Consider the following 18086-nt stretch of genomic DNA (forward strand, 5'->3'; position numbering starts at 1 on the left):
TAACATGCCTATAATCATTTTTTTATCATTAAATTAGCATAAATTTTTTGGAAAACAAACCGATGAAAATAAAAATAACTGGAATAGGAAGTTACATTCCTGAGAAAAAAGTAAGTAATACAGACTTTAGTAATCACGTTTTTTTGAATGAAGATGGTACACCTTTTGGTTATCCGAATGACGTGGTCATAAAAAAATTTAAAAGCATAACTGGAATTGAGCACAGGCGGTATGCCAACGACAATTTGAACTCGTCTGACTTAGCGTTTTTGGCATCCAAAAAAGCAATCGAAAACGCAGCTATCGACCCTGAAACTATCGATTACATTATTTTTGCGCATAATTTTGGCGACGTAAAGTATGGTACTTCCCAATCTGACACACTTCCAAGCTTGGCTACCCGAGTTAAGAATAAATTACAAATAAAAAACCCAAAGTGCGTTGCCTATGACATCCTTTTTGGATGCCCCGGCTGGATTGAAGGTGTGCTTCAAGCAAATGCCTACATTAAATCAGGAATGGCACGCCGTTGTTTGGTTATTGGTTCTGAAACCTTATCAAGAGTGGTGGATGACCACGATAGAGATTCCATGATCTATTCAGATGGCGCTGGTGCTTCCATTATAGAAGCTTCTGATGATGAAACAGGATTGCTTTCCTATGAAAGTGGTACTTATGCTATGGAGGAAGCTAACTATTTATTTTTTGGAAAATCATACAACCCAGAAATAAACACCGATACGAGATATATAAAAATGCACGGTCGTAAAATTTATGAATTTGCATTAACTACAGTTCCTGCCGCAATGAAAAGCTGTTTGGACAAAAGTGGTGTTGCCATTGACGATGTCAAAAAAATTCTTATTCATCAAGCCAATGAGAAAATGGACGAAGCAATCATACAACGTTTTTATAAACTTTATGACAGACCCGTCCCTCAAGACATTATGCCCATGAGTATTCATGAGTTAGGAAACAGCAGCGTCGCGACAGTACCTACTCTCTTTGACCTATTAATTAGAGGCGAAATAAAAGATCAAAAAATCAGTAAAGGCGATGTTCTACTATTTGCTTCTGTTGGAGGTGGAATGAATGTCAATGCATTTGTTTACAGACACTAAGTTTCTAGACAAGAGAATCAAGTTTTACAGCATAAAACCACAGTTAAAAAATCACCTTTTTAAACTGTGGTTTTTTCGTTTCTATCTACATATAAATCTGTGAAATAAGAACCATATGTTTGTATCTTTGTACCTTTATAAACTATAATGAACGAGGGGTTACTTCGTTCCTAGCAATGACTATGTACGAAAAAACGTTTCCTAACAAAAGATTCAAACACACTTTAGAATTTCTAAACAAACACATTTCAACCTCTGAAACTATTTTAGACTTAGGTGTCGAAAACCCCTTTTCTAAAATCATGAAAGAAGAAGGGTTCTCAGTAAAAAATACAAGCGGTGAAGATTTAGACCTAAATCAAAACGTATTTTCTACAGCCAAAACGGATGTGGTTACCGCTTTTGAAATTTTCGAACATTTATTGAATCCCTACACTATTTTAAGCGAAATAAAATCAGACAAACTTTTCATCTCTATTCCGATGCGTTTGTGGTTTTCTCCTGCTTACCGAAGTAAAACAGACATGTGGGACAGACATTATCATGAATTTGAAGATTGGCAATTAGACTGGCTGTTAGAAAAAGCAGGCTGGAAAATTATTAATCGCCAAAAATGGACTAATCCCGTTAAGAAAATTGGTATTCGTCCTTTATTACGTTACTTTACCAATAGGTATTACATCGTATATGCGGAAAGAGCCTAAAGGCAAATTCCACAATAGATGAATATCAAAAAATAAATTCCAAATTCCAACTTGAAACTAACTCCATTTTGGAATTTAGAATTTTAAAAATTGGAATTTTATTCAAAACAACATGAACTACTACATAGTTATACCAGCACACAATGAAGAGGCATTTATTTCATTAACCCTACAATCTTTGATTTCGCAGACCCATTTACCTTCAAAAGTAGTTGTGGTCAATGATAATTCTACTGATAAAACTTCCGAAATTGTTCTGGCTTTCGCCAAAGACAATCCGTTTATCTCATTAGTAGAAAAAAAATCAAGTGCCATCCATTTACCCGGAAGTAAAGTCATTCAGGCTTTTCAAAAAGGATTTGAAACACTAGACGATAATTATGATATCATTGTAAAACTAGATGCCGATCTAATTTTACCCAATAATTATTTTGAGACTATTGTGAAACATTTCGAAGAAAATCCAACAACGGGAATGGCTGGTGGATTTGCTTACATTGAGAAAAATGGAGAGTGGATCTTAGAAAACTTAACCGACAAAGACCATATTCGTGGTGCTTTTAAAGCATATCGCAAAGCGTGCTTTAAACAAATGGGTGGATTAAAAGCGGCAATGGGTTGGGACACTGTAGACGAATTACTATCTAAATTCTACGGCTGGAAAGTAATTACTGATCCTTCGCTAATTGTAAAACACCTAAAACCAACCGGAGCCAATTACAACAAAACAGCACGTTACAAACAAGGCGAAGCTTTTTACACCCTAGGTTATGGATTTACAATTACGGCAATCGCTTCGGCTAAATTGGCTTTCATGAAAAAGAAACCACTGTTGTTTTTTGACTATATACAAGGCTTCCTAAAAGCTAAAGCAGCTAACATTCCTTTATTAGTTACCCAAACGCAAGCTAAATTCATAAGAGATTATCGCATTGAGAAAATGAAAGAAAAGCTTTTTAAGTAATTTGAATTTTCGTTTTTAGTAAAAAACTACCAACTCTAAACTGTAAATTGGCTACTAATTATTAATTTAGCCCATATTTGTAAACATATGATGCTCATTAGATACATAACGCAAATAGGTAGATACTGCCTGATGCTTAGAGAAATTTTCATCAAACAGACTAAATGGTCTGTTATGAAAAAATTAATCTTCAAAGAAATAGACGACTTAATCATTGATTCCCTTGGGATCGTAGCCTTCATTTCTTTCTTTGTTGGAGGAGTGGTCGCGATTCAAACTGCACTAAACCTTACCAATCCCTTAATCCCGAAGTATCTTATTGGTTTTGCTACACGACAATCGGTGATATTGGAGTTTGCGCCTACATTTATCTCGGTGATTATGGCAGGAAAAATGGGGTCCTTTATCACTTCTAGTATTGGTACGATGCGTGTTACAGAGCAAATCGACGCCCTGGAAGTAATGGGTGTTAACTCCTTAAATTATTTGGTTTTCCCAAAAATCATCGCCTTGTTATTGTATCCGTTTGTAATTGGTATCAGTATGTTTTTAGGAATTTTAGGAGGCTGGATGGCAGGCGTATATGGAGGTTTTACTTCTAGTGCTGAATTTGTCACTGGAGCCCAAATGGATTTTATTCCCTTTCATATTGTTTATGCTTTCCTGAAAACCTTAATTTTTGCGATGTTACTAGCAACCATCCCGTCTTTTCATGGGTATTATATGAAAGGTGGCGCTCTAGAAGTAGGTAAAGCCAGTACAGTAGCCTTTGTTTGGACATCGGTTTCTATAATATTATTCAATTATATATTAACGCAATTGTTACTGGGATCATGATAGAAATAAAAGACATAGAAAAATCATTTGGAGACACCATGATTCTCAAAGGCATTTCAACTGTTTTTGAAACTGGAAAAACGAATCTAATCATTGGACAAAGTGGATCCGGTAAAACGGTCTTACTAAAAAGTCTTTTAGGAATCCATACTCCAGAATCTGGCAAAATCTGTTTTGATGGCAGAGTATATTCTGAACTGGAACCAGATGAAAAAAGAGAACTGCGAACTGAAATCGGAATGGTTTTTCAAGGAAGCGCCTTATTTGATTCTATGACCGTCGAAGAAAACGTAGCATTCCCATTAAAGATGTTCACTAATGACAACAAAGCTATAATCAAAGAACGAGTGGACTTTGTATTAGAAAGAGTGGCATTAACAGACGCTCATAATAAATTGCCTTCTCAAATATCTGGAGGAATGCAAAAACGTGTCGCGATTGCTCGTGCCATTGTTAACAAGCCTAAATACTTGTTTTGTGACGAACCTAACTCCGGTTTAGATCCAAATACCGCAATATTGATCGATAATTTGATCAAAGAAATCACCGAAGAATACGATATCACGACCGTAATTAACACGCACGATATGAACTCTGTGATGGAAATTGGCGAGCGCATCTTATTCCTTAAAGACGGACTAAAAGCCTGGGAAGGAACCAAAGAAGAAATTTTTAGAACAGACAATCAAGCGGTCGTAGACTTTGTTTATTCTTCTAATTTATTCAAGAAAGTAAGAGAAGCGTATTTAAAGGAGTAAGTTTAGGAGCAGCACGTTATTAAAGTCATAAGAACTTCCCTCCCGCTATTCGATACAATCTTTTATCCGGAACGATATTAGACTCCCGAATTATTTATCAGGATAAAAGGATTTTCACTGTTATCGGGGCTAAAAACAACTTTTCATTTCCAGAATAAAATATAAAAAAGTACAGTGCGCAATAGAAACGACTGTGCTTTTTGATATATATAGGTACTAATCTTTGGAGGCACAAGCAAGATGCTTGCGCTAGCTTGGGGTCTTCGCAAATAAACACAAACCTCTCGAAAAACCTTTACTAACTATATTTTATAGACGTTGTTGTCGTTTCGTTTTTCAATTTTATATGTTTTCACTAGATGATTTACTTACACATTTTTATTCCCCAATCCGTGTGACCTCTGTCCTTTCGACATTTCCAATTCTTTTTTATCGAAACAACCGTCCATCTGTCTTTTGCTCTTTTTAACTCCATAATATGTTTTTCTCCTTTTACAGAGTCATCCAATAGGTTGTCGTGGATTAGAGTTACTACCGCGTTTCCATTGTCCGAAATTTTTTCCGCGATTTCTATTTTCTCATTCCCTTCCACTCCCTCTGCTTGTAAGGGATAATATAATTTCATGACATCTTGCGCAGATAAATTTTGTTTTTCTTTTGTCACCATTTCGTTAACTTCTTCGGTATCTATCATTACGAATTTTTCATTATCATCATCTTTTTTATTCGATTTTATATATTTATATGACCTATTTTCTTTCTTTAAAATCAGTTCATTTTCATCCAACTTTTGGATCTCATATACTTCTTCATCAGTAGAGGATGTTTTGTTTCCAATACTCTCAATAGTAAAAATTATTGTATTACCGTCTAACCGCCAATTCTTATATAAGAGAGTTGCCATATTATCGGATTGGGCTGTACCATCCGCAAACAAAGTAAAATGAAGAGCGGATTCAGAAGTATCTTTCCAAGATCCTATAACTAGATCCTTATCAGTTTGAAGATTACTTTTTTCAGAGACTTCTAATTCAGATTGTGTTTCTTTATCAATATTATTCTTTTGAGCATCTTTGCAAGAATTCAATAGGATCAATCCAAAGATTAGTAAACCAATTTTAATATTTTTCATAAATTTTATTTAGAGATTAATTTAATCGATTACTATCAAGTTTAATACCAGTTAAACAGATTTCATCAAATATATACATCATTTTTAAAGTCTAGCGCAAATGATATTACGTTTTTTCCTGATATTTTGTTTTTAGGTACCGTTTATCTAAAGACGGAGAACTAAACACAACACCCCTGACGGCAGCGACAACCTCGACTGAAGAAAAGCTATTTTTTTTCGGGAGTAGCAAAGCGACCGCAGGAAGCTCTTGCTCAATGTCGTTAAGTTAAGAAAATTGCCAAGGTAATTTGCGTCTGTTTTGTCATTTCGACGAAGGATAAATCACACAATGTGAGCGCCTAGTGATATTTCTCCTTCGTCGAAATGACAATATTGAAAAAATAAAACCTTAACTTAATAACATTCTGCTTGCACTCGCCCAAGGCTAGCTTGGTTAATCGAAAGTATTGTATTTATTATTTCATTCTCTCTACAATCCTGCAAGGTTTCCAAAACCTTGTCGGATTATCTTTTTGATTTTTACAGGCACAAATCTTTGTGGGTACAAGCAAGGTGATTCCCTAACCTGAAAAGGAAAACATGATAAAACCAGACCGATTATTATCCAAAAAAGAACTTCAAAACCTCTTGAAATCCTCCTCTAAACTATTTTACGATAACTCGACAAGGTTGGAAGTAGAGCGGTTCTCCAGAAAATCGGGACAGGCGGTTCAGCCGCGGCTCATTGTTGGCTTTTCAAGCCCAACGAAGCCTTAGCTGTTTTTAATATTTCATTAATCTTTTAGCCCTTCTAAATCTAACCAAAAACAGGAACTTTTTCACCAATAACTCTTGAAATAACTGCTGATAACAAGATTATTCCAACCAAAATTTGCATCACAACTAATACGTTTTCTAAAATTAAAAATCGGTTAAAAGTTTTCTCAATTACCAGATCTTTTCCATTCCAATATTCCGCATGAGAAATTAAGACACTAATATTCTGTTTTTTTAAAAATAAATAATATGCCAAAACTATGAATATTAGTCCTATAAAAATATTAATTAACAATCCGACATCTCCATTAATAATACTTCCGATCGTTAAAAGTCCAAGAACTGTCCATATACAAACAGAAAAGTTAGATGCTACTTTGTGAAATTTTGCTTTTTTCGTCATTTCTTTGGTTTTTTGCCTCCTTACATCTGTTGCAGATTTCAGCGACGTTTATTACAAATATACACAAAAATGGCCCTCCGCTCCCCGAAGTATCCCCAATTAACGCTGGTACTGAGCAAAGTCTCCCAACTTTGAGCCCATTCCTAATTGGCCTTTATAATATGCAATGCTTTAAACTTTGGCGTTTTGGGGCAATAACTCTACCTCAGCATTTGGATTAAAAAGATACATTTTTCCAGAGCTGATTTCGAGACATTCAAAGCGTTTGGTTCTTACCGCTATTTTCTTGAAAATTTTTCCGTTTTCGATTCTGAAAACGCTGCCGTACGGAATCTCAAATATATAATTTTTGTCATTTTGCGCGTCAAATTGCTTTAGCGCTAACGATAAAGTCGCATCCGTATCACTGCTGGCCGTTGGGTTTTTAAAATGTCGCGCCAATAAAGGCAACAATTGACTTGGGAAAATTTCTGGGCGTATAAAAGGAATCATCAACCGTTGAAAGGAATATTTCCATTCATTACCATGCGGCTTGATTTTTCGTCCAAATTTCTCAAATGCAACCAAATGTGAAATCTCATGAATCAGGGTAATCAAAAACTTATATTTATTGAGACTTGAATTGACCGTTATTTCGTGCTTTCCATTGAGTCCTTTTCGATAATCACCATGACGCGTTTGCCTCTCATTGACAATCTTAAGATGGACTTGATTGACAACGATGAGTTCAAAAACGGGTTTTACCGCATGTTCTGGGATATATCTTGCTAAAGTTTCGCTCAATTCTCTATTTTATTTTTGGAATTTGGAATTTGGAACTTATTTTAAAATTACGGATTCGTAGACGACACCTGCAATACTTTTCCGTTGAAATATTTATTCCCCGTTAACGTAAAATCATAGATGTAATCTGCCATTTCGTTTGCTTTGATTGGCGCTTGGTATCCTGGAAAAGCCTCTTCTAACATTTCTGTTTGTACTGCTCCCAAAGCCAACACATTAAATGAAATGCCTCTTTCTTTATATTCTTCGGCTAACAACTCTGACAAGGTGATTACCGCTCCTTTGCTCGAGCTATACGCAGCAAGTCCGGGAAATTTCAAACTGCCTTGAATCCCGCCCATTGAACTTATAGTTACAACATGACTTCCTTTTTGTAAGTAAGGCAAGCAAATTCTGGTTAGATTAGCAACGGCAAAAACGTTGACTTTATATACATTTTCAAAATCTTCTTGCGTGATCTCCGCAAATGGTTTAGACAAGAAACTCCCTGCATTGTGTACAATGGCATCTACGGTTTTCCATGATGTAGACAGCACGTTTTCGACTTTCGCTAAATCGGATTCACTTGATAAATCAACTGAAATACAGCTGATGTTTTCATGTTCTATTAGTATCCTTGGTGTTTTTCTAGAAATGGCCAATACTTGATATCCTGCATTAGCAAATTTCAATGCTAATTCATAGCCAATTCCTCTACTTGTTCCCGTTATAATAATCTTTTTCATATAGCAAAAATAAACAAAACCATTAAAACCCACTACTTAAAACTTGGGATTATTATTTTTATCGAAAGAGACAAACGTATTAAATTATTTTTAATTTTGTCGAACAAACCAACCTTGATCCATAACCGTAAAATGATAGAGAACATAGCATTAGAAATCGCAACACTTCAAGACATTGAAAGTGTTTTGTTATTGCAAGAATTGTATCTTGTTTCTAATTTAACGGAAGAAGAAAAAAAAGCTGGTTTTGTAACTACACCTTTTACTGTTGCACAATTAACAGAAGTAATGGCCAACCAAGGCTTGTTTATAGCCAAAGACGGTAACAAAGTGATCGCTTATATATTTGCCGAAAGTTGGACCTTTTTTAATCAATGGCCTATTTTTACTTATATGTGTACATTATTTCCAACTCTTTCTTTTGAATATTTTAAAATCATCACCACAACCAATAGTTTTCAATATGGTCCTATTTGCATTCATGCTGATTATAGAGGAAAGGGTTTAATACGGCCACTATTTGAATTAATGAGAAGTAATATGGTCACCAAATTCTCGCTGGGTTTGACTTTCATCAACAAAAAGAATATTCCTTCCTTAAAAGCACATACCGAAAAATTGAATTGGACAATTATAGGCGAATTTCAATTTAACAACAATGAATACAACATACTGGCTTACGATATGAATAAAGCTATCTAATATACTTTTTGTACACTTTATACCCTTGCAAACAAGCCAAAACAATAAAAACTAAAGGTATTATTATTGCGAATAGGTATTTAAAAAAATGAGCTCCGCTCTGAGCAATGGTATTTAAAAAAAAGACAAATCCCATCATTCCGGCAAAAGTCCCCGCCAATGTGCCGCCAACGTAATAAAATTTAAATGTAGTTGTAATGTAGTTTCCATTGATCAAATACAAATTCCATCCTGTCCAAAATGGGACTTGCAGAAAATTAATACTACTCAACAATAACCCAATTAAAAAAGGTGAGTAGAGTATATACTTTTGCAAATAATTAGAATTTGCTGCAGTTTGATTCGAATAAGAGTAAAACGAGTACGCCAAAAACAATAAAAAGAAAACACCAAAAACATCAATTACCCGCATTAACTTGATATTGTTCACCAACCGATTTGCAAAAATTAGCGTGAAGTAAACTACGAAAGCTTCAACAAAAATAACCCCTAACAAATACTGAACTACGTTTTCAATTCCAAATTCAGCGTAGATTTGAAATCCAATAATATTTAAATACCCTAACGGAATCGAGCCTATAAAACTCACTATAAAACCGACCACAATATTCTTTATTGCCTTCATCTTATTAGAAATTTACAATTTTATTGCTTTGCTCGAGATGCAATCGGTATTGTTTCACACCAGCTTTATGTGCTAAATAAGGAACGCCATTCTTATTGTTCTCCACACTGATTTCATACATATACGTAATGTGTCGCGCTAATTCTTTCCATGCAAAAAGCAAAGAATGCTTTGGGTCATAAATATGCGTTGGTTCGCTTGCCGCACCATTTAATTCTACAATAGCGAAGTTTTTTCCGTTTTCTAACTCTTCAAAAGTATTATACATTACATCCATTCTACCAAAATAAAAACCGGGAATCTGCAAACACATTTCGTTGATGGTATTTTCTAGCTTTTCAGTAATCCAGTGGCTCCCATCTATAAACTTTGCTCCTCTGGCGTGATTGCCATACGGTACAAGGTTTAATTTTTCTCCTTTTGGCAAAACCTCTAATAGGCTGCTGCCATATTCTTGTTTCAATACTTTTAACTGTAATTCGTAACGCGGATTTACTTTTATCAATTCTTCAACTGTAGCAACTCCATTTCCAGTAACAATTAAAAACTCCTTAGAAACGACACCCGTTATTTTGCCTTTTTTTTCATTGGGATAACGCACATAAAAAATTCCAACTTCATTTTGAAACGGAATCAAATCCTGAACCACAAAATCAAAATTCGCCTTTGCAGCATACTGTTCTAAATCGTGAACCGTATTTATTTTCTTCACCCCTGAACCTCGCAAACCGATATCTGGCTTTGCAATGAAAGGATAGTGGATATTCGATTTCTTGATTATTACCTTAATTTCTACTAAGGCAGTTCCTTCTTTTATGAGTTCCGTTTTTGGATAATATTGTTGCGGAATCAAATCATAAATTGCTTTTTTTGATTCCATAATAAATCCTCCGTTTTTGATCGTCGGATTGGATGCATTAAAGAAAAAAATGGATTTTGCTTTGACAGCATAAAAAGCCCAAAGAAAATAAATAGGAATATACACAACCTGAAAAGGCCAATATTCCCAATGCGTCACCTTATGTAGTAGTAATTTCAATGTCGTAGATTAAATAGTGATAAATGAGATACTGAAATCTTCTTGGGTAATCAAGTCATGATGTACTATAGTCGCTTTATTTTTTTCGATGATAGTCTGGGTAATACTTAAGGTTTTCAATTCTTCGTTTCTATTAATAACCAAGCCATTTTCTTGATCTCCCTCTTCAGTATACCGATGAAAACCATACATTTCGACCTCTGATAACATGTTGTTTTTTTCTAAAAAAGTTTGAAATAAATCAGCGCGTTCTTCTCTGATTTCCTTTGGATACAAAGTGGAAGAAGACCAAATGTGCTTTTCGTTTACATCTAACTTTATTGCTTCTTTATCAGCTCCATTCCAGCGAAGTTGAAAAAGTTCCTGATCCTGAAATAACACTATGGTAAAAGGTTCTATACGATCCAGATCAATTGTATTCCAATAATCTCGTGGCGATCTAGTACCAATAATATCTAAAACAATCAACCCACGGCTTTTCCTGTAGTTAAAGCCCGCTACATGCTTTTCATTAGCTCCATTCAACAAAACCAGCACCGTACCATTTTCATCAACGACATACCAAGTCCCCCCCGCTTTGGGATCTTTCGGGTAAATAACATTCTTGCCATTTACCGTATAGTTTTTTGGAGGTAGTGCACTAGGTCTCATTAACTGTTCGTCCCGATTTGACGTAATGATAATTTTAGTATCGGTTTTTATAAAACTTACTGTGCACATTGATTTCTATATTCAATAGTGGAACGTGCTACACCAAAATTTTCATTTACAAATATAGTTTCACTTTGTAAAACGGCTACCTTTATTAATGCCTGATGATGAATACAATGTTCCAAGTTATAAAGTAATTCTCTAAAGTAATTGCTATCAATTCGAACTTCTTCGTTGTCGATAATTTGTTGCAACTCGATTTTTTTATTTTCCTTTTCCAATAAACGCTGAATCGCTACAATTTGCGAAATTGCATAAGTAGTATCAGTTTGAATTAGAATATTTCTTGGTCTTTTATCATAGTTAACAATCCCAGAGTAATAATTATTTTCGAGACATTGAAACATTTCGACAATATGCCTGGTGTGTTCCCCAATGGTGGAATTACTTAACAGTTGACAAGGTTTAGAAAACTCGGCATTTGACAGCTGCTCGAGTAAATCAATCAATTCGTTCAAACTATTTTTTATGGAAGGAATAAGCATCTTATATTTTTAATTTTAATAAATTGGGTATTTTATTCCTATTTTGAAACACTAAAATAGAACAACAAAGAAAGGTAATTAATGCCAGCATAAAAAGTGTCCCTCCATCGTTTTGCACTTCAATTCCCAAAACAAAAAGATACGACAAAATAGCGTCACGCTCTATTTTAAAGACTTTGCCGCCGCAACCAATAAATCATTAGAAATCCTATGTTTATAATCAGGCGTAATGTGCTCAAAATCAATTTTCCCCGCTAAATTTACAATAAAAACAGATGGAATCGGTAGAAAAGTGCTGTTCATGCCATCTGATCCTTTTGCCAAAATAGTCTTATAGTTTCCAGGAGCTTGAAAAGCAATACCCATTGCTTTTGCTAATTCTCCAGTACTGTCTGATAATAAAAGATAGTTTATCTTATCCTTTTCTTCAGTTGCTTTTAAGTTCTTTGGCGAGTCTGGACTGATGGCAATAATCTGATATCCTAAATCTAATAATTCTTTTTCGGCTTCCGCCAATGCTGCCAAGTGGAGGTTACAATAAGGACACCAACCACCACGATAAAAAACCAAAACAGTTTTCTTTTTGCTGAAAAGCGTTTCTAAACTAACGGAATTATTGTCGATTGTTTTTAATGTGATATTCGGAATTTTTTCTCCAATCAACAATGGAGCTACATCTGTAGCTGACTTTGGCAAGTCATTTTGCGCATTTACCATTAATCCAATTGTTAATAAAACGAAGCTTAGTGTTTTTTTCATGATTCTATAATTTTATATCACAAAACTACTATTGAATTCTGAATTAAAATGTCGGCTAGATTACAATTCCCATAAAAAATTTATAATGTGGTAATATCTGCTATAATAATTTCTTTTCTATTATAGAGTAACGTCCCTTTTGCTTCCATTTCGTTGAGCAATTGTGTCGCTGTTTGTCTTGAGGTACAAATGATTTGGGCAATATCAGTTTGCGTTAGATAATTTTCAATGATTACTTTATTTCCTGTTTGGGTCCCTTCTTTCTCTGCCCAATCTTTTAGAAATAAAACCAATCTAGTTTTAGCATCCTTAGAAATTAGATTGGAATAACTATTCTTGATTCGCTTCATCTTCAATCCCACAATTTTAGTATAGGACAACGCTAATCCAGGGTTCTTTAATAACACCTCTTCAAAATCCGAAAGCAGAAAACTGCAAATTGCAACATCATCAGAAAGTACTTTAGCATATTCATTGCTTTCGCCATCTGTTTCTAAAGTAAGTTCCCCAAACAAATCTCCTTTTTTAATAATGTCTTTAATAGTTTCATTTCCATCTTCATCAACTGCCACAATCTTTATATTTCCTTTTTTCAAGACAAAAATTCTTGGTACATCCGAAGAGGAAAAATAAATAATCTCCCCTTTTTTTGCTTCTTTAAACCCCATGATGATGCACAACTGCTTCATTTGTTTAAAACTTAAAGTTCTAAACAATTTATGATCTCGTAAATACCAATATTTTAAATCTTCATCCATGAAACACAGTTTGACGGTAAATGTAGCGCAATTTTATAACTAAAAACCATTAAGAAATTAAGTGTCATTAAGCATTTTATTACTTAACTTCTTAATCTCTTAATGGTTTAAAAAAAATATTACTTATTTCGAATGTTACGAAACCAATGTTCTAGAAATAACTATTCTTTGAATCTCTGAAGTTCCTTCATAAATTTGAGTAATCTTAGCATCACGCATCATACGTTCTACATGATATTCTGCTACATATCCATTACCTCCATGAATTTGAACCGCTTCAATAGTCGTATCCATAGCCGTTTGAGAAGCAAATAATTTTGCCATAGCACCAGATTGAGAAATATCCATTCCTTGATCTTTTTCAGCAGCTGCTTTAAGACATAACATTTTAGCTGCCATGATTTGAGTTGCCATATCAGCTAGTTTAAATGCAATAGCTTGATGTTTGAAAATTTCCTTTCCAAAAGCTTTACGCTCTTGCGAATATTTTAATGCTAATTCATAAGATCCAGTTGCGATCCCTAATGCCTGAGAAGCGATCCCTATTCTACCACCATTTAATACGGCCATAGCAAATGCAAAACCAAAACCGTCAGCTCCAATTCTATTTTCCTTTGGTACTTTCACATCAGAAAACATTAAAGAATGCGTATCCGATCCACGAATTCCCATTTTCTTTTCTTTTATTCCAATATCAAAACCAGCCCAACCTTTTTCAACTATAAAAGCATTAATTCCTTTATGCCCCTTTTCAACATCCGTTTGTGCAATTACGATATAAGTAGATGCCGAAGAACCGTTAGTAATCCAGTTTTTAGTACCATTCAATAAATAATGATCTCCTTTATCAATAGCAGTTGTTTTTTGAGAAGTGGCATCTGATCCCGCTTCTGGCTCAGACAAACAAAAAGCACCAATTACGTCTCCTTTAGCGAGAGGAACTAAATACTTCATTTTTTGTTCTTCGTTACAGTATTTTTCTAATCCTGCACACACTAATGAATTATTAACAGACATTATAACTGCTGACGAAGCATCAATTTTAGCTATTTCAGTAATGGCTAAAACATAAGAAATACTATCTAATCCAGAACCACCATATTTTGGATCAACCATCATACCCATAAACCCAAGTTCAGCCATTTTTTTAACTTGCTCTGTTGGGAATTTTGAGAATTCATCTCTTTCAATTACTCCAGGCAACAATTCGCTTTGAGCAAAATCTCTAGCGGCTTGTTGAATCATTAACTGCTCTTCTGTTAGATTAAAATCCATAACTGTATTTCTTTTTATTAATTTATTTAATTCCAAAGGCAAAATACAATGTTCAAAACATTGAGTTTAAAATAAAACCCGACCTTGTTTTACATTATTTTTGGGTTTAGAATAGATTATTATTACACCTTGTTTAATTTGCCCTACTTTTTGTTTGAAAAAAGTAGTCAAAGATACTTTTTTCTTGTCAAATTATCAATTTTGATTTGTAATTTTGGATAATGAAAGAAGAATACTATAACGTTATCGGAGTCATGTCAGGAACTTCTCTTGACGGAGTTGATTTGGCACATATCGAATTTTATATTTTAAATGATGTATGGCATTTTAAAATCAAAGAAACAGCTACTATACCTTACAGTAAGGACTGGATTAACACCTTAAAATCAGCTGTTAATTTTTCTGAAATAGCTTTAGCAAATCTAAATAAGCAATACACTTTATTATTAGCCAATATAATTAATGTGTTTATAGAAAAGCATGCTATAACAAACTTAGATGCGGTATGCTCTCACGGACATACAATTTTGCATCAACCACAAAAAGGCATAACCTTACAAATAGGTAATCTACCTATTATTGCATCTTTAATACACCAAAAGGTAGTTTGCGATTTTAGAATTCAAGATGTGCAGTTAGGAGGACAAGGTGCTCCTTTAGTTCCTATTGGTGATCAAATCTTATTTTCAGAATATGATTATTGCATGAATCTAGGTGGTTTTTCAAATGTATCATTTGAAGAAAACAGCAACAGAATTGCCTTTGATATTTCGCCAGTAAATACGGTTTTGAATTATTATGCAAATCAGCTGGGTTTAGATTATGATGACAAAGGCCAAATTGCAAAACAAGGCAATACAAATATTGATTTGTTTAAACAGCTGAATGAATTAGAATTTTATAAAAAAGCACATCCCAAATCATTAGGTTTTGAATTTGTAAAAGAAACGGTTTTACCAATTATCGAATCCTATGAAATAACCATAAAAGACAAACTAAATACCTTCACTGAGCATATCGCAAAACAAATCTCAGAGGCGCTTCCATCAAGAAAAGGTAGCTTATTTATTACAGGTGGAGGCGCTTACAATCAACACCTTATATCTCGTATACAATTTTACCTGCCCGAAATAAATATTATCATTCCAGACAACGAAATTTTAGAATTTAAAGAGGCGTTAATCTTCGGTCTTTTAGGCATTTTAAGATTAAAAAATAAAGTCAACGTTTTAAAAAGCGTAACAGGAGCTTCAAAAAATCATAGTTCAGGAGTAATTTGTGAATTTTAAATTCGTTTTTATCTGTTTTTAAGCTAAAATCAAATAAAATCGATAATTCTATAGGTATCACAAAAATTCTACGATTATTTAACAAGATTCGTTTAATTTTGTGCGTTACACTTATCTTATAATTAAACAATTAAAAAAAATTAGTATGAAAAAACTATTATCATTACTTACTCTTATCATAGCCTTGCAGTTCAATACCGCAACGGCGCAACAACAATTTATTGTTAACGGCGTAGAAATCCCAAGAACATTGGAATTTAAAGGAAAAACAATGTCGCTAAACGGTGTTGGTCAGCGTTCAAAATTCTGGACAGAACTTTATGTTCAAGCTTTATATTTAACGATATTATCTGAAGACGCAAAAGAAATATTAGACAGCAACACAGAGATGGCAATATCCTTGCACATTACATCAGGATTAATTAGCTCAAAAAAGTTATCTAAAGCGTTAGCAAAAGGGATGGAGAAATCTGTAGGAGAAGACGGAATACAAAAATTTAGTAAAGAACTGGAAGAACTGGAAGTTTTATTAAGTACAGAGGAAACCAAAACGGGAGACGTTTTTGAATTAACATTTAACCCTTTAGACGAATCACTTTGGATTACTAAAAACAAAGATTATAAAGGAAAAATTAAAGGTTATGAGTTTAAAAAAGCCTTCTACGGAATCTGGTTGTCAGACAATCCGGTTGACAAAGGATTAAAAGAAGATTTATTAGGAAAATATTAATAAATCAATCTTTTTCATATTATTAGAAGAATAAACAATCCGCATAATTTCTTTTTTTATATTTGTCAAAAATAAACATATCGCAATAAATGAAAGATTTATTAAAGAAATTCGAAAATAAAGAGCCTGTAATAGTTTTTAATTGGAAAGATGCCGAAACCGAAGCCGAAGGGTGGACAGTTATCAACTCTCTTCGCGGTGGCGCAGCTGGTGGTGGAACAAGGATGAGAAAAGGTTTAGACATGAACGAAGTTCTGTCTTTAGCAAAAACAATGGAAGTAAAATTCACGGTTTCTGGTCCGGCTATTGGCGGTGCCAAATCTGGAATTAATTTCGATCCAAATGATCCTAGAAAAAAAGGCGTTTTACAACGTTGGTACAAAGCGGTATCTCCATTATTGAAAAGTTATTATGGAACTGGTGGTGATTTAAATGTGGATGAGATCCATGAAGTTATCCCAATGACCGAAGAATGCGGCGTTTGGCATCCACAAGAAGGAGTATTTAATGGTCATTTCAAACCTACTGAAGCGGACAAAATTAACAGAATTGGTCAATTGCGCCAAGGTGTGGTTAAAGTAATCGAAAACTCGAAATTCTCACCTGATGTTTCCAGAAAATATACCATTGCAGACATGATTACTGGGTATGGTGTTGCTGAAGCGGTACGTCATTATTACGCTACTTATGGAGGTGACGTGAAAGGTAAGAAAGCTATTGTACAAGGTTTTGGAAATGTAGGTTCAGCCGCTGCTTTCTATTTGGCTGAAATGGGTGCGAAAATTATTGGTATAATCGACAGAGATGGAGGTTTAATAAATGAAAATGGTTTTACTTTCGAAGAAATAAAAGCCTTATTCCTTGCCAAAGACGGAAACAAACTGGTTGCACAAAACATGATTCCTTTTGAAGAAATCAATGAAAAAATATGGACAATCGGTGCTGAAATATTTACTCCTTGTGCAGCATCAAGATTAGTTGCTCAATCGCAAATTGACAGCCTAATCGCTAATGGACTAGAAGTAATTTCTTGTGGTGCCAACGTTCCTTTTGCAGATAAAGAAATCTTTTTTGGTCCGATAATGGAAGATGTAGATCACAAGGTAAGTTTGATTCCAGACTTTATATCCAATTGTGGTATGGCTCGTGTATTTGCTTATTTCATGGAGAAAAAAGTGCAAATGACAGACGAGGCTGTTTTCCAAGACACCTCAGAAATCATAAAAAAAGCAATTGAAAAAGCACACGCTTTAAACAGTTCTAAAACCAATATTAGTGCTACTGCTTTTGAAATAGCTTTAAAACAGTTAGTGTAAGCACATAAATATATTTAAAATCTTTCATCCTGATTAGTTTGAAAGCATACTATTTAGTCAGTTCGACAAAACCGCCCAAAAAAGCGAATTCGTCGAACTGATTTTTTTTATTCCATTCACAAAAATTCTTTTTTACCACTTCATTCCCTCCTACTTTTTTAATATTTGTTTAGTATATTAATCTAAAAAACTAACAATTTTTATAATATAT

20 protein-coding genes are annotated in these 18086 nt (G+C 34.1%); 9 read left to right on the forward strand and 11 right to left on the reverse strand.

Annotation, left to right across the window (positions count from 1 at the left end; translation table 11 throughout):
• The first annotated feature begins 62 nt into the window (after positions 1-62).
• The 5 genes from BMW63_RS16465 (at position 63) to BMW63_RS16485 (ending at position 4384) form a co-directional block, all read left to right on the forward strand.
• Positions 63-1121 (forward strand): 3-oxoacyl-ACP synthase III family protein, encoded by a 1059-nt coding sequence (locus BMW63_RS16465; RefSeq protein WP_074724558.1) that lies wholly within the window; start codon positions 63-65, stop codon positions 1119-1121.
• 182 nt (positions 1122-1303) lie between these two features.
• The gene (locus tag BMW63_RS16470; RefSeq protein ID WP_074724559.1) at positions 1304-1825 is read left to right on the forward strand and encodes a methyltransferase domain-containing protein; all 522 of its coding nucleotides are present in this window, start codon (positions 1304-1306) and stop codon (positions 1823-1825) included.
• 112 nt (positions 1826-1937) lie between these two features.
• Positions 1938-2789, forward strand: coding sequence for a glycosyltransferase family 2 protein (locus BMW63_RS16475; protein WP_074724560.1), 852 nt, complete (start codon positions 1938-1940; stop codon positions 2787-2789).
• 87 nt (positions 2790-2876) lie between these two features.
• The gene (locus BMW63_RS16480; RefSeq protein WP_074724561.1) at positions 2877-3626 is read left to right on the forward strand and encodes an MlaE family ABC transporter permease; all 750 of its coding nucleotides are present in this window, start codon (positions 2877-2879) and stop codon (positions 3624-3626) included.
• Positions 3623-4384: an ABC transporter ATP-binding protein gene (locus BMW63_RS16485; protein WP_074724562.1), complete on the forward strand. Its 762-nt coding sequence runs from the start codon at positions 3623-3625 to the stop codon at positions 4382-4384. Before BMW63_RS16480 ends, BMW63_RS16485 begins: the two co-directional genes overlap by 4 nt.
• Before the next feature lie 364 nt (positions 4385-4748).
• On the opposite strand, the gene BMW63_RS16490 is transcribed toward BMW63_RS16485, so the two are convergent.
• From BMW63_RS16490 to BMW63_RS16505, 4 genes are all read right to left on the reverse strand, one after another.
• The gene (locus tag BMW63_RS16490; RefSeq protein ID WP_074724563.1) at positions 4749-5516 is read right to left on the reverse strand and encodes a lipocalin family protein; all 768 of its coding nucleotides are present in this window, start codon (positions 5514-5516) and stop codon (positions 4749-4751) included.
• Positions 5517-6315: 799 nt separating this feature from the next.
• Positions 6316-6678 (reverse strand): hypothetical protein, encoded by a 363-nt coding sequence (locus BMW63_RS16495; protein ID WP_074724564.1) that lies wholly within the window; start codon positions 6676-6678, stop codon positions 6316-6318.
• A gap of 171 nt (positions 6679-6849) precedes the next feature.
• Positions 6850-7461: a SprT-like domain-containing protein gene (locus BMW63_RS16500; protein ID WP_074724565.1), complete on the reverse strand. Its 612-nt coding sequence runs from the start codon at positions 7459-7461 to the stop codon at positions 6850-6852.
• Positions 7462-7508: 47 nt separating this feature from the next.
• Complete coding sequence (locus BMW63_RS16505) at positions 7509-8186, reverse strand: SDR family NAD(P)-dependent oxidoreductase (RefSeq protein WP_074724566.1); 678 nt, start codon at positions 8184-8186, stop codon at positions 7509-7511.
• 132 nt (positions 8187-8318) lie between these two features.
• Here BMW63_RS16505 and BMW63_RS16510 point away from each other — a divergent pair, with 132 nt between their 5' ends.
• Positions 8319-8888, forward strand: coding sequence for a GNAT family N-acetyltransferase (locus BMW63_RS16510; RefSeq protein ID WP_083380542.1), 570 nt, complete (start codon positions 8319-8321; stop codon positions 8886-8888).
• On the opposite strand, the gene BMW63_RS16515 is transcribed toward BMW63_RS16510, so the two are convergent.
• The 7 genes from BMW63_RS16515 to BMW63_RS16550 form a co-directional block, all read right to left on the reverse strand.
• Positions 8881-9513, reverse strand: a complete 633-nt coding sequence (locus tag BMW63_RS16515) for a hypothetical protein (protein WP_074724567.1) — start codon at positions 9511-9513, stop codon at positions 8881-8883. The genes BMW63_RS16510 and BMW63_RS16515 overlap by 8 nt on opposite strands.
• A 4-nt stretch (positions 9514-9517) precedes the next feature.
• Positions 9518-10552: a D-alanine--D-alanine ligase gene (locus BMW63_RS16520; RefSeq protein ID WP_074724568.1), complete on the reverse strand. Its 1035-nt coding sequence runs from the start codon at positions 10550-10552 to the stop codon at positions 9518-9520.
• Positions 10553-10561: 9 nt separating this feature from the next.
• On the reverse strand, positions 10562-11272 hold the full coding sequence (locus BMW63_RS16525) for an NRDE family protein (RefSeq protein ID WP_074724569.1): 711 nt from the start codon (positions 11270-11272) through the stop codon (positions 10562-10564).
• A complete protein-coding gene (locus BMW63_RS16530) occupies positions 11260-11748 on the reverse strand; it encodes a hypothetical protein (protein ID WP_074724570.1) in 489 nt (162 codons plus the stop codon). Before BMW63_RS16530 ends, BMW63_RS16525 begins: the two co-directional genes overlap by 13 nt.
• A 162-nt stretch (positions 11749-11910) precedes the next feature.
• Entirely contained in the window at positions 11911-12507 is a 597-nt protein-coding gene (locus BMW63_RS16540; RefSeq protein ID WP_074724571.1) for a peroxiredoxin-like family protein, read from the reverse strand.
• Positions 12508-12587: 80 nt separating this feature from the next.
• Complete coding sequence (locus BMW63_RS16545) at positions 12588-13265, reverse strand: Crp/Fnr family transcriptional regulator (RefSeq protein ID WP_074724572.1); 678 nt, start codon at positions 13263-13265, stop codon at positions 12588-12590.
• 135 nt (positions 13266-13400) lie between these two features.
• A complete protein-coding gene (locus BMW63_RS16550; protein ID WP_074724592.1) occupies positions 13401-14540 on the reverse strand; it encodes an acyl-CoA dehydrogenase family protein in 1140 nt (379 codons plus the stop codon).
• Between the two features lie 221 nt (positions 14541-14761).
• Between BMW63_RS16550 and BMW63_RS16555 the strand changes: the two genes are divergently transcribed.
• The 3 genes from BMW63_RS16555 (at position 14762) to BMW63_RS16565 (ending at position 17875) form a co-directional block, all read left to right on the forward strand.
• Complete coding sequence (locus BMW63_RS16555; protein ID WP_074724573.1) at positions 14762-15829, forward strand: anhydro-N-acetylmuramic acid kinase; 1068 nt, start codon at positions 14762-14764, stop codon at positions 15827-15829.
• Positions 15830-15974: 145 nt separating this feature from the next.
• Positions 15975-16559 carry a chalcone isomerase family protein gene (locus BMW63_RS16560; protein WP_074724574.1) on the forward strand — a complete coding sequence of 195 codons (585 nt, stop codon included), beginning with the start codon at positions 15975-15977 and terminating at the stop codon, positions 16557-16559.
• Positions 16560-16648: 89 nt separating this feature from the next.
• On the forward strand, positions 16649-17875 hold the full coding sequence (locus BMW63_RS16565; protein WP_074724575.1) for a Glu/Leu/Phe/Val dehydrogenase dimerization domain-containing protein: 1227 nt from the start codon (positions 16649-16651) through the stop codon (positions 17873-17875).
• Positions 17876-18086: the final 211 nt, after the last annotated feature.

The organism is Flavobacterium frigoris (assembly GCF_900111075.1).
Classification (GTDB): domain Bacteria; phylum Bacteroidota; class Bacteroidia; order Flavobacteriales; family Flavobacteriaceae; genus Flavobacterium; species Flavobacterium frigoris.

Bases quoted from the DNA above. Each gene is read 5' to 3' on its own strand.
- BMW63_RS16525 (WP_074724569.1), bottom strand. From the start codon at position 11,272: ATGTGCACAGTAAGTTTTATAAAAACCGATACTAAAATTATCATTACG.
- BMW63_RS16515 (WP_074724567.1), bottom strand. From the start codon at position 9,513: ATGAAGGCAATAAAGAATATTGTGGTCGGTTTTATAGTGAGTTTTATA.
- BMW63_RS16490 (WP_074724563.1), bottom strand. From the start codon at position 5,516: ATGAAAAATATTAAAATTGGTTTACTAATCTTTGGATTGATCCTATTG.
- BMW63_RS16465 (WP_074724558.1), top strand. From the start codon at position 63: ATGAAAATAAAAATAACTGGAATAGGAAGTTACATTCCTGAGAAAAAA.
- BMW63_RS16555 (WP_074724573.1), top strand. From the start codon at position 14,762: ATGAAAGAAGAATACTATAACGTTATCGGAGTCATGTCAGGAACTTCT.
- BMW63_RS16560 (WP_074724574.1), top strand. From the start codon at position 15,975: ATGAAAAAACTATTATCATTACTTACTCTTATCATAGCCTTGCAGTTC.
- BMW63_RS16480 (WP_074724561.1), top strand. From the start codon at position 2,877: ATGATGCTCATTAGATACATAACGCAAATAGGTAGATACTGCCTGATG.
- BMW63_RS16505 (WP_074724566.1), bottom strand. From the start codon at position 8,186: ATGAAAAAGATTATTATAACGGGAACAAGTAGAGGAATTGGCTATGAA.
- BMW63_RS16540 (WP_074724571.1), bottom strand. From the start codon at position 12,507: ATGAAAAAAACACTAAGCTTCGTTTTATTAACAATTGGATTAATGGTA.
- BMW63_RS16545 (WP_074724572.1), bottom strand. From the start codon at position 13,265: ATGGATGAAGATTTAAAATATTGGTATTTACGAGATCATAAATTGTTT.
- BMW63_RS16475 (WP_074724560.1), top strand. From the start codon at position 1,938: ATGAACTACTACATAGTTATACCAGCACACAATGAAGAGGCATTTATT.
- BMW63_RS16470 (WP_074724559.1), top strand. From the start codon at position 1,304: ATGTACGAAAAAACGTTTCCTAACAAAAGATTCAAACACACTTTAGAA.
- BMW63_RS16510 (WP_083380542.1), top strand. From the start codon at position 8,319: ATGATAGAGAACATAGCATTAGAAATCGCAACACTTCAAGACATTGAA.
- BMW63_RS16550 (WP_074724592.1), bottom strand. From the start codon at position 14,540: ATGGATTTTAATCTAACAGAAGAGCAGTTAATGATTCAACAAGCCGCT.
- BMW63_RS16495 (WP_074724564.1), bottom strand. From the start codon at position 6,678: ATGACGAAAAAAGCAAAATTTCACAAAGTAGCATCTAACTTTTCTGTT.
- BMW63_RS16565 (WP_074724575.1), top strand. From the start codon at position 16,649: ATGAAAGATTTATTAAAGAAATTCGAAAATAAAGAGCCTGTAATAGTT.
- BMW63_RS16485 (WP_074724562.1), top strand. From the start codon at position 3,623: ATGATAGAAATAAAAGACATAGAAAAATCATTTGGAGACACCATGATT.
- BMW63_RS16530 (WP_074724570.1), bottom strand. From the start codon at position 11,748: ATGCTTATTCCTTCCATAAAAAATAGTTTGAACGAATTGATTGATTTA.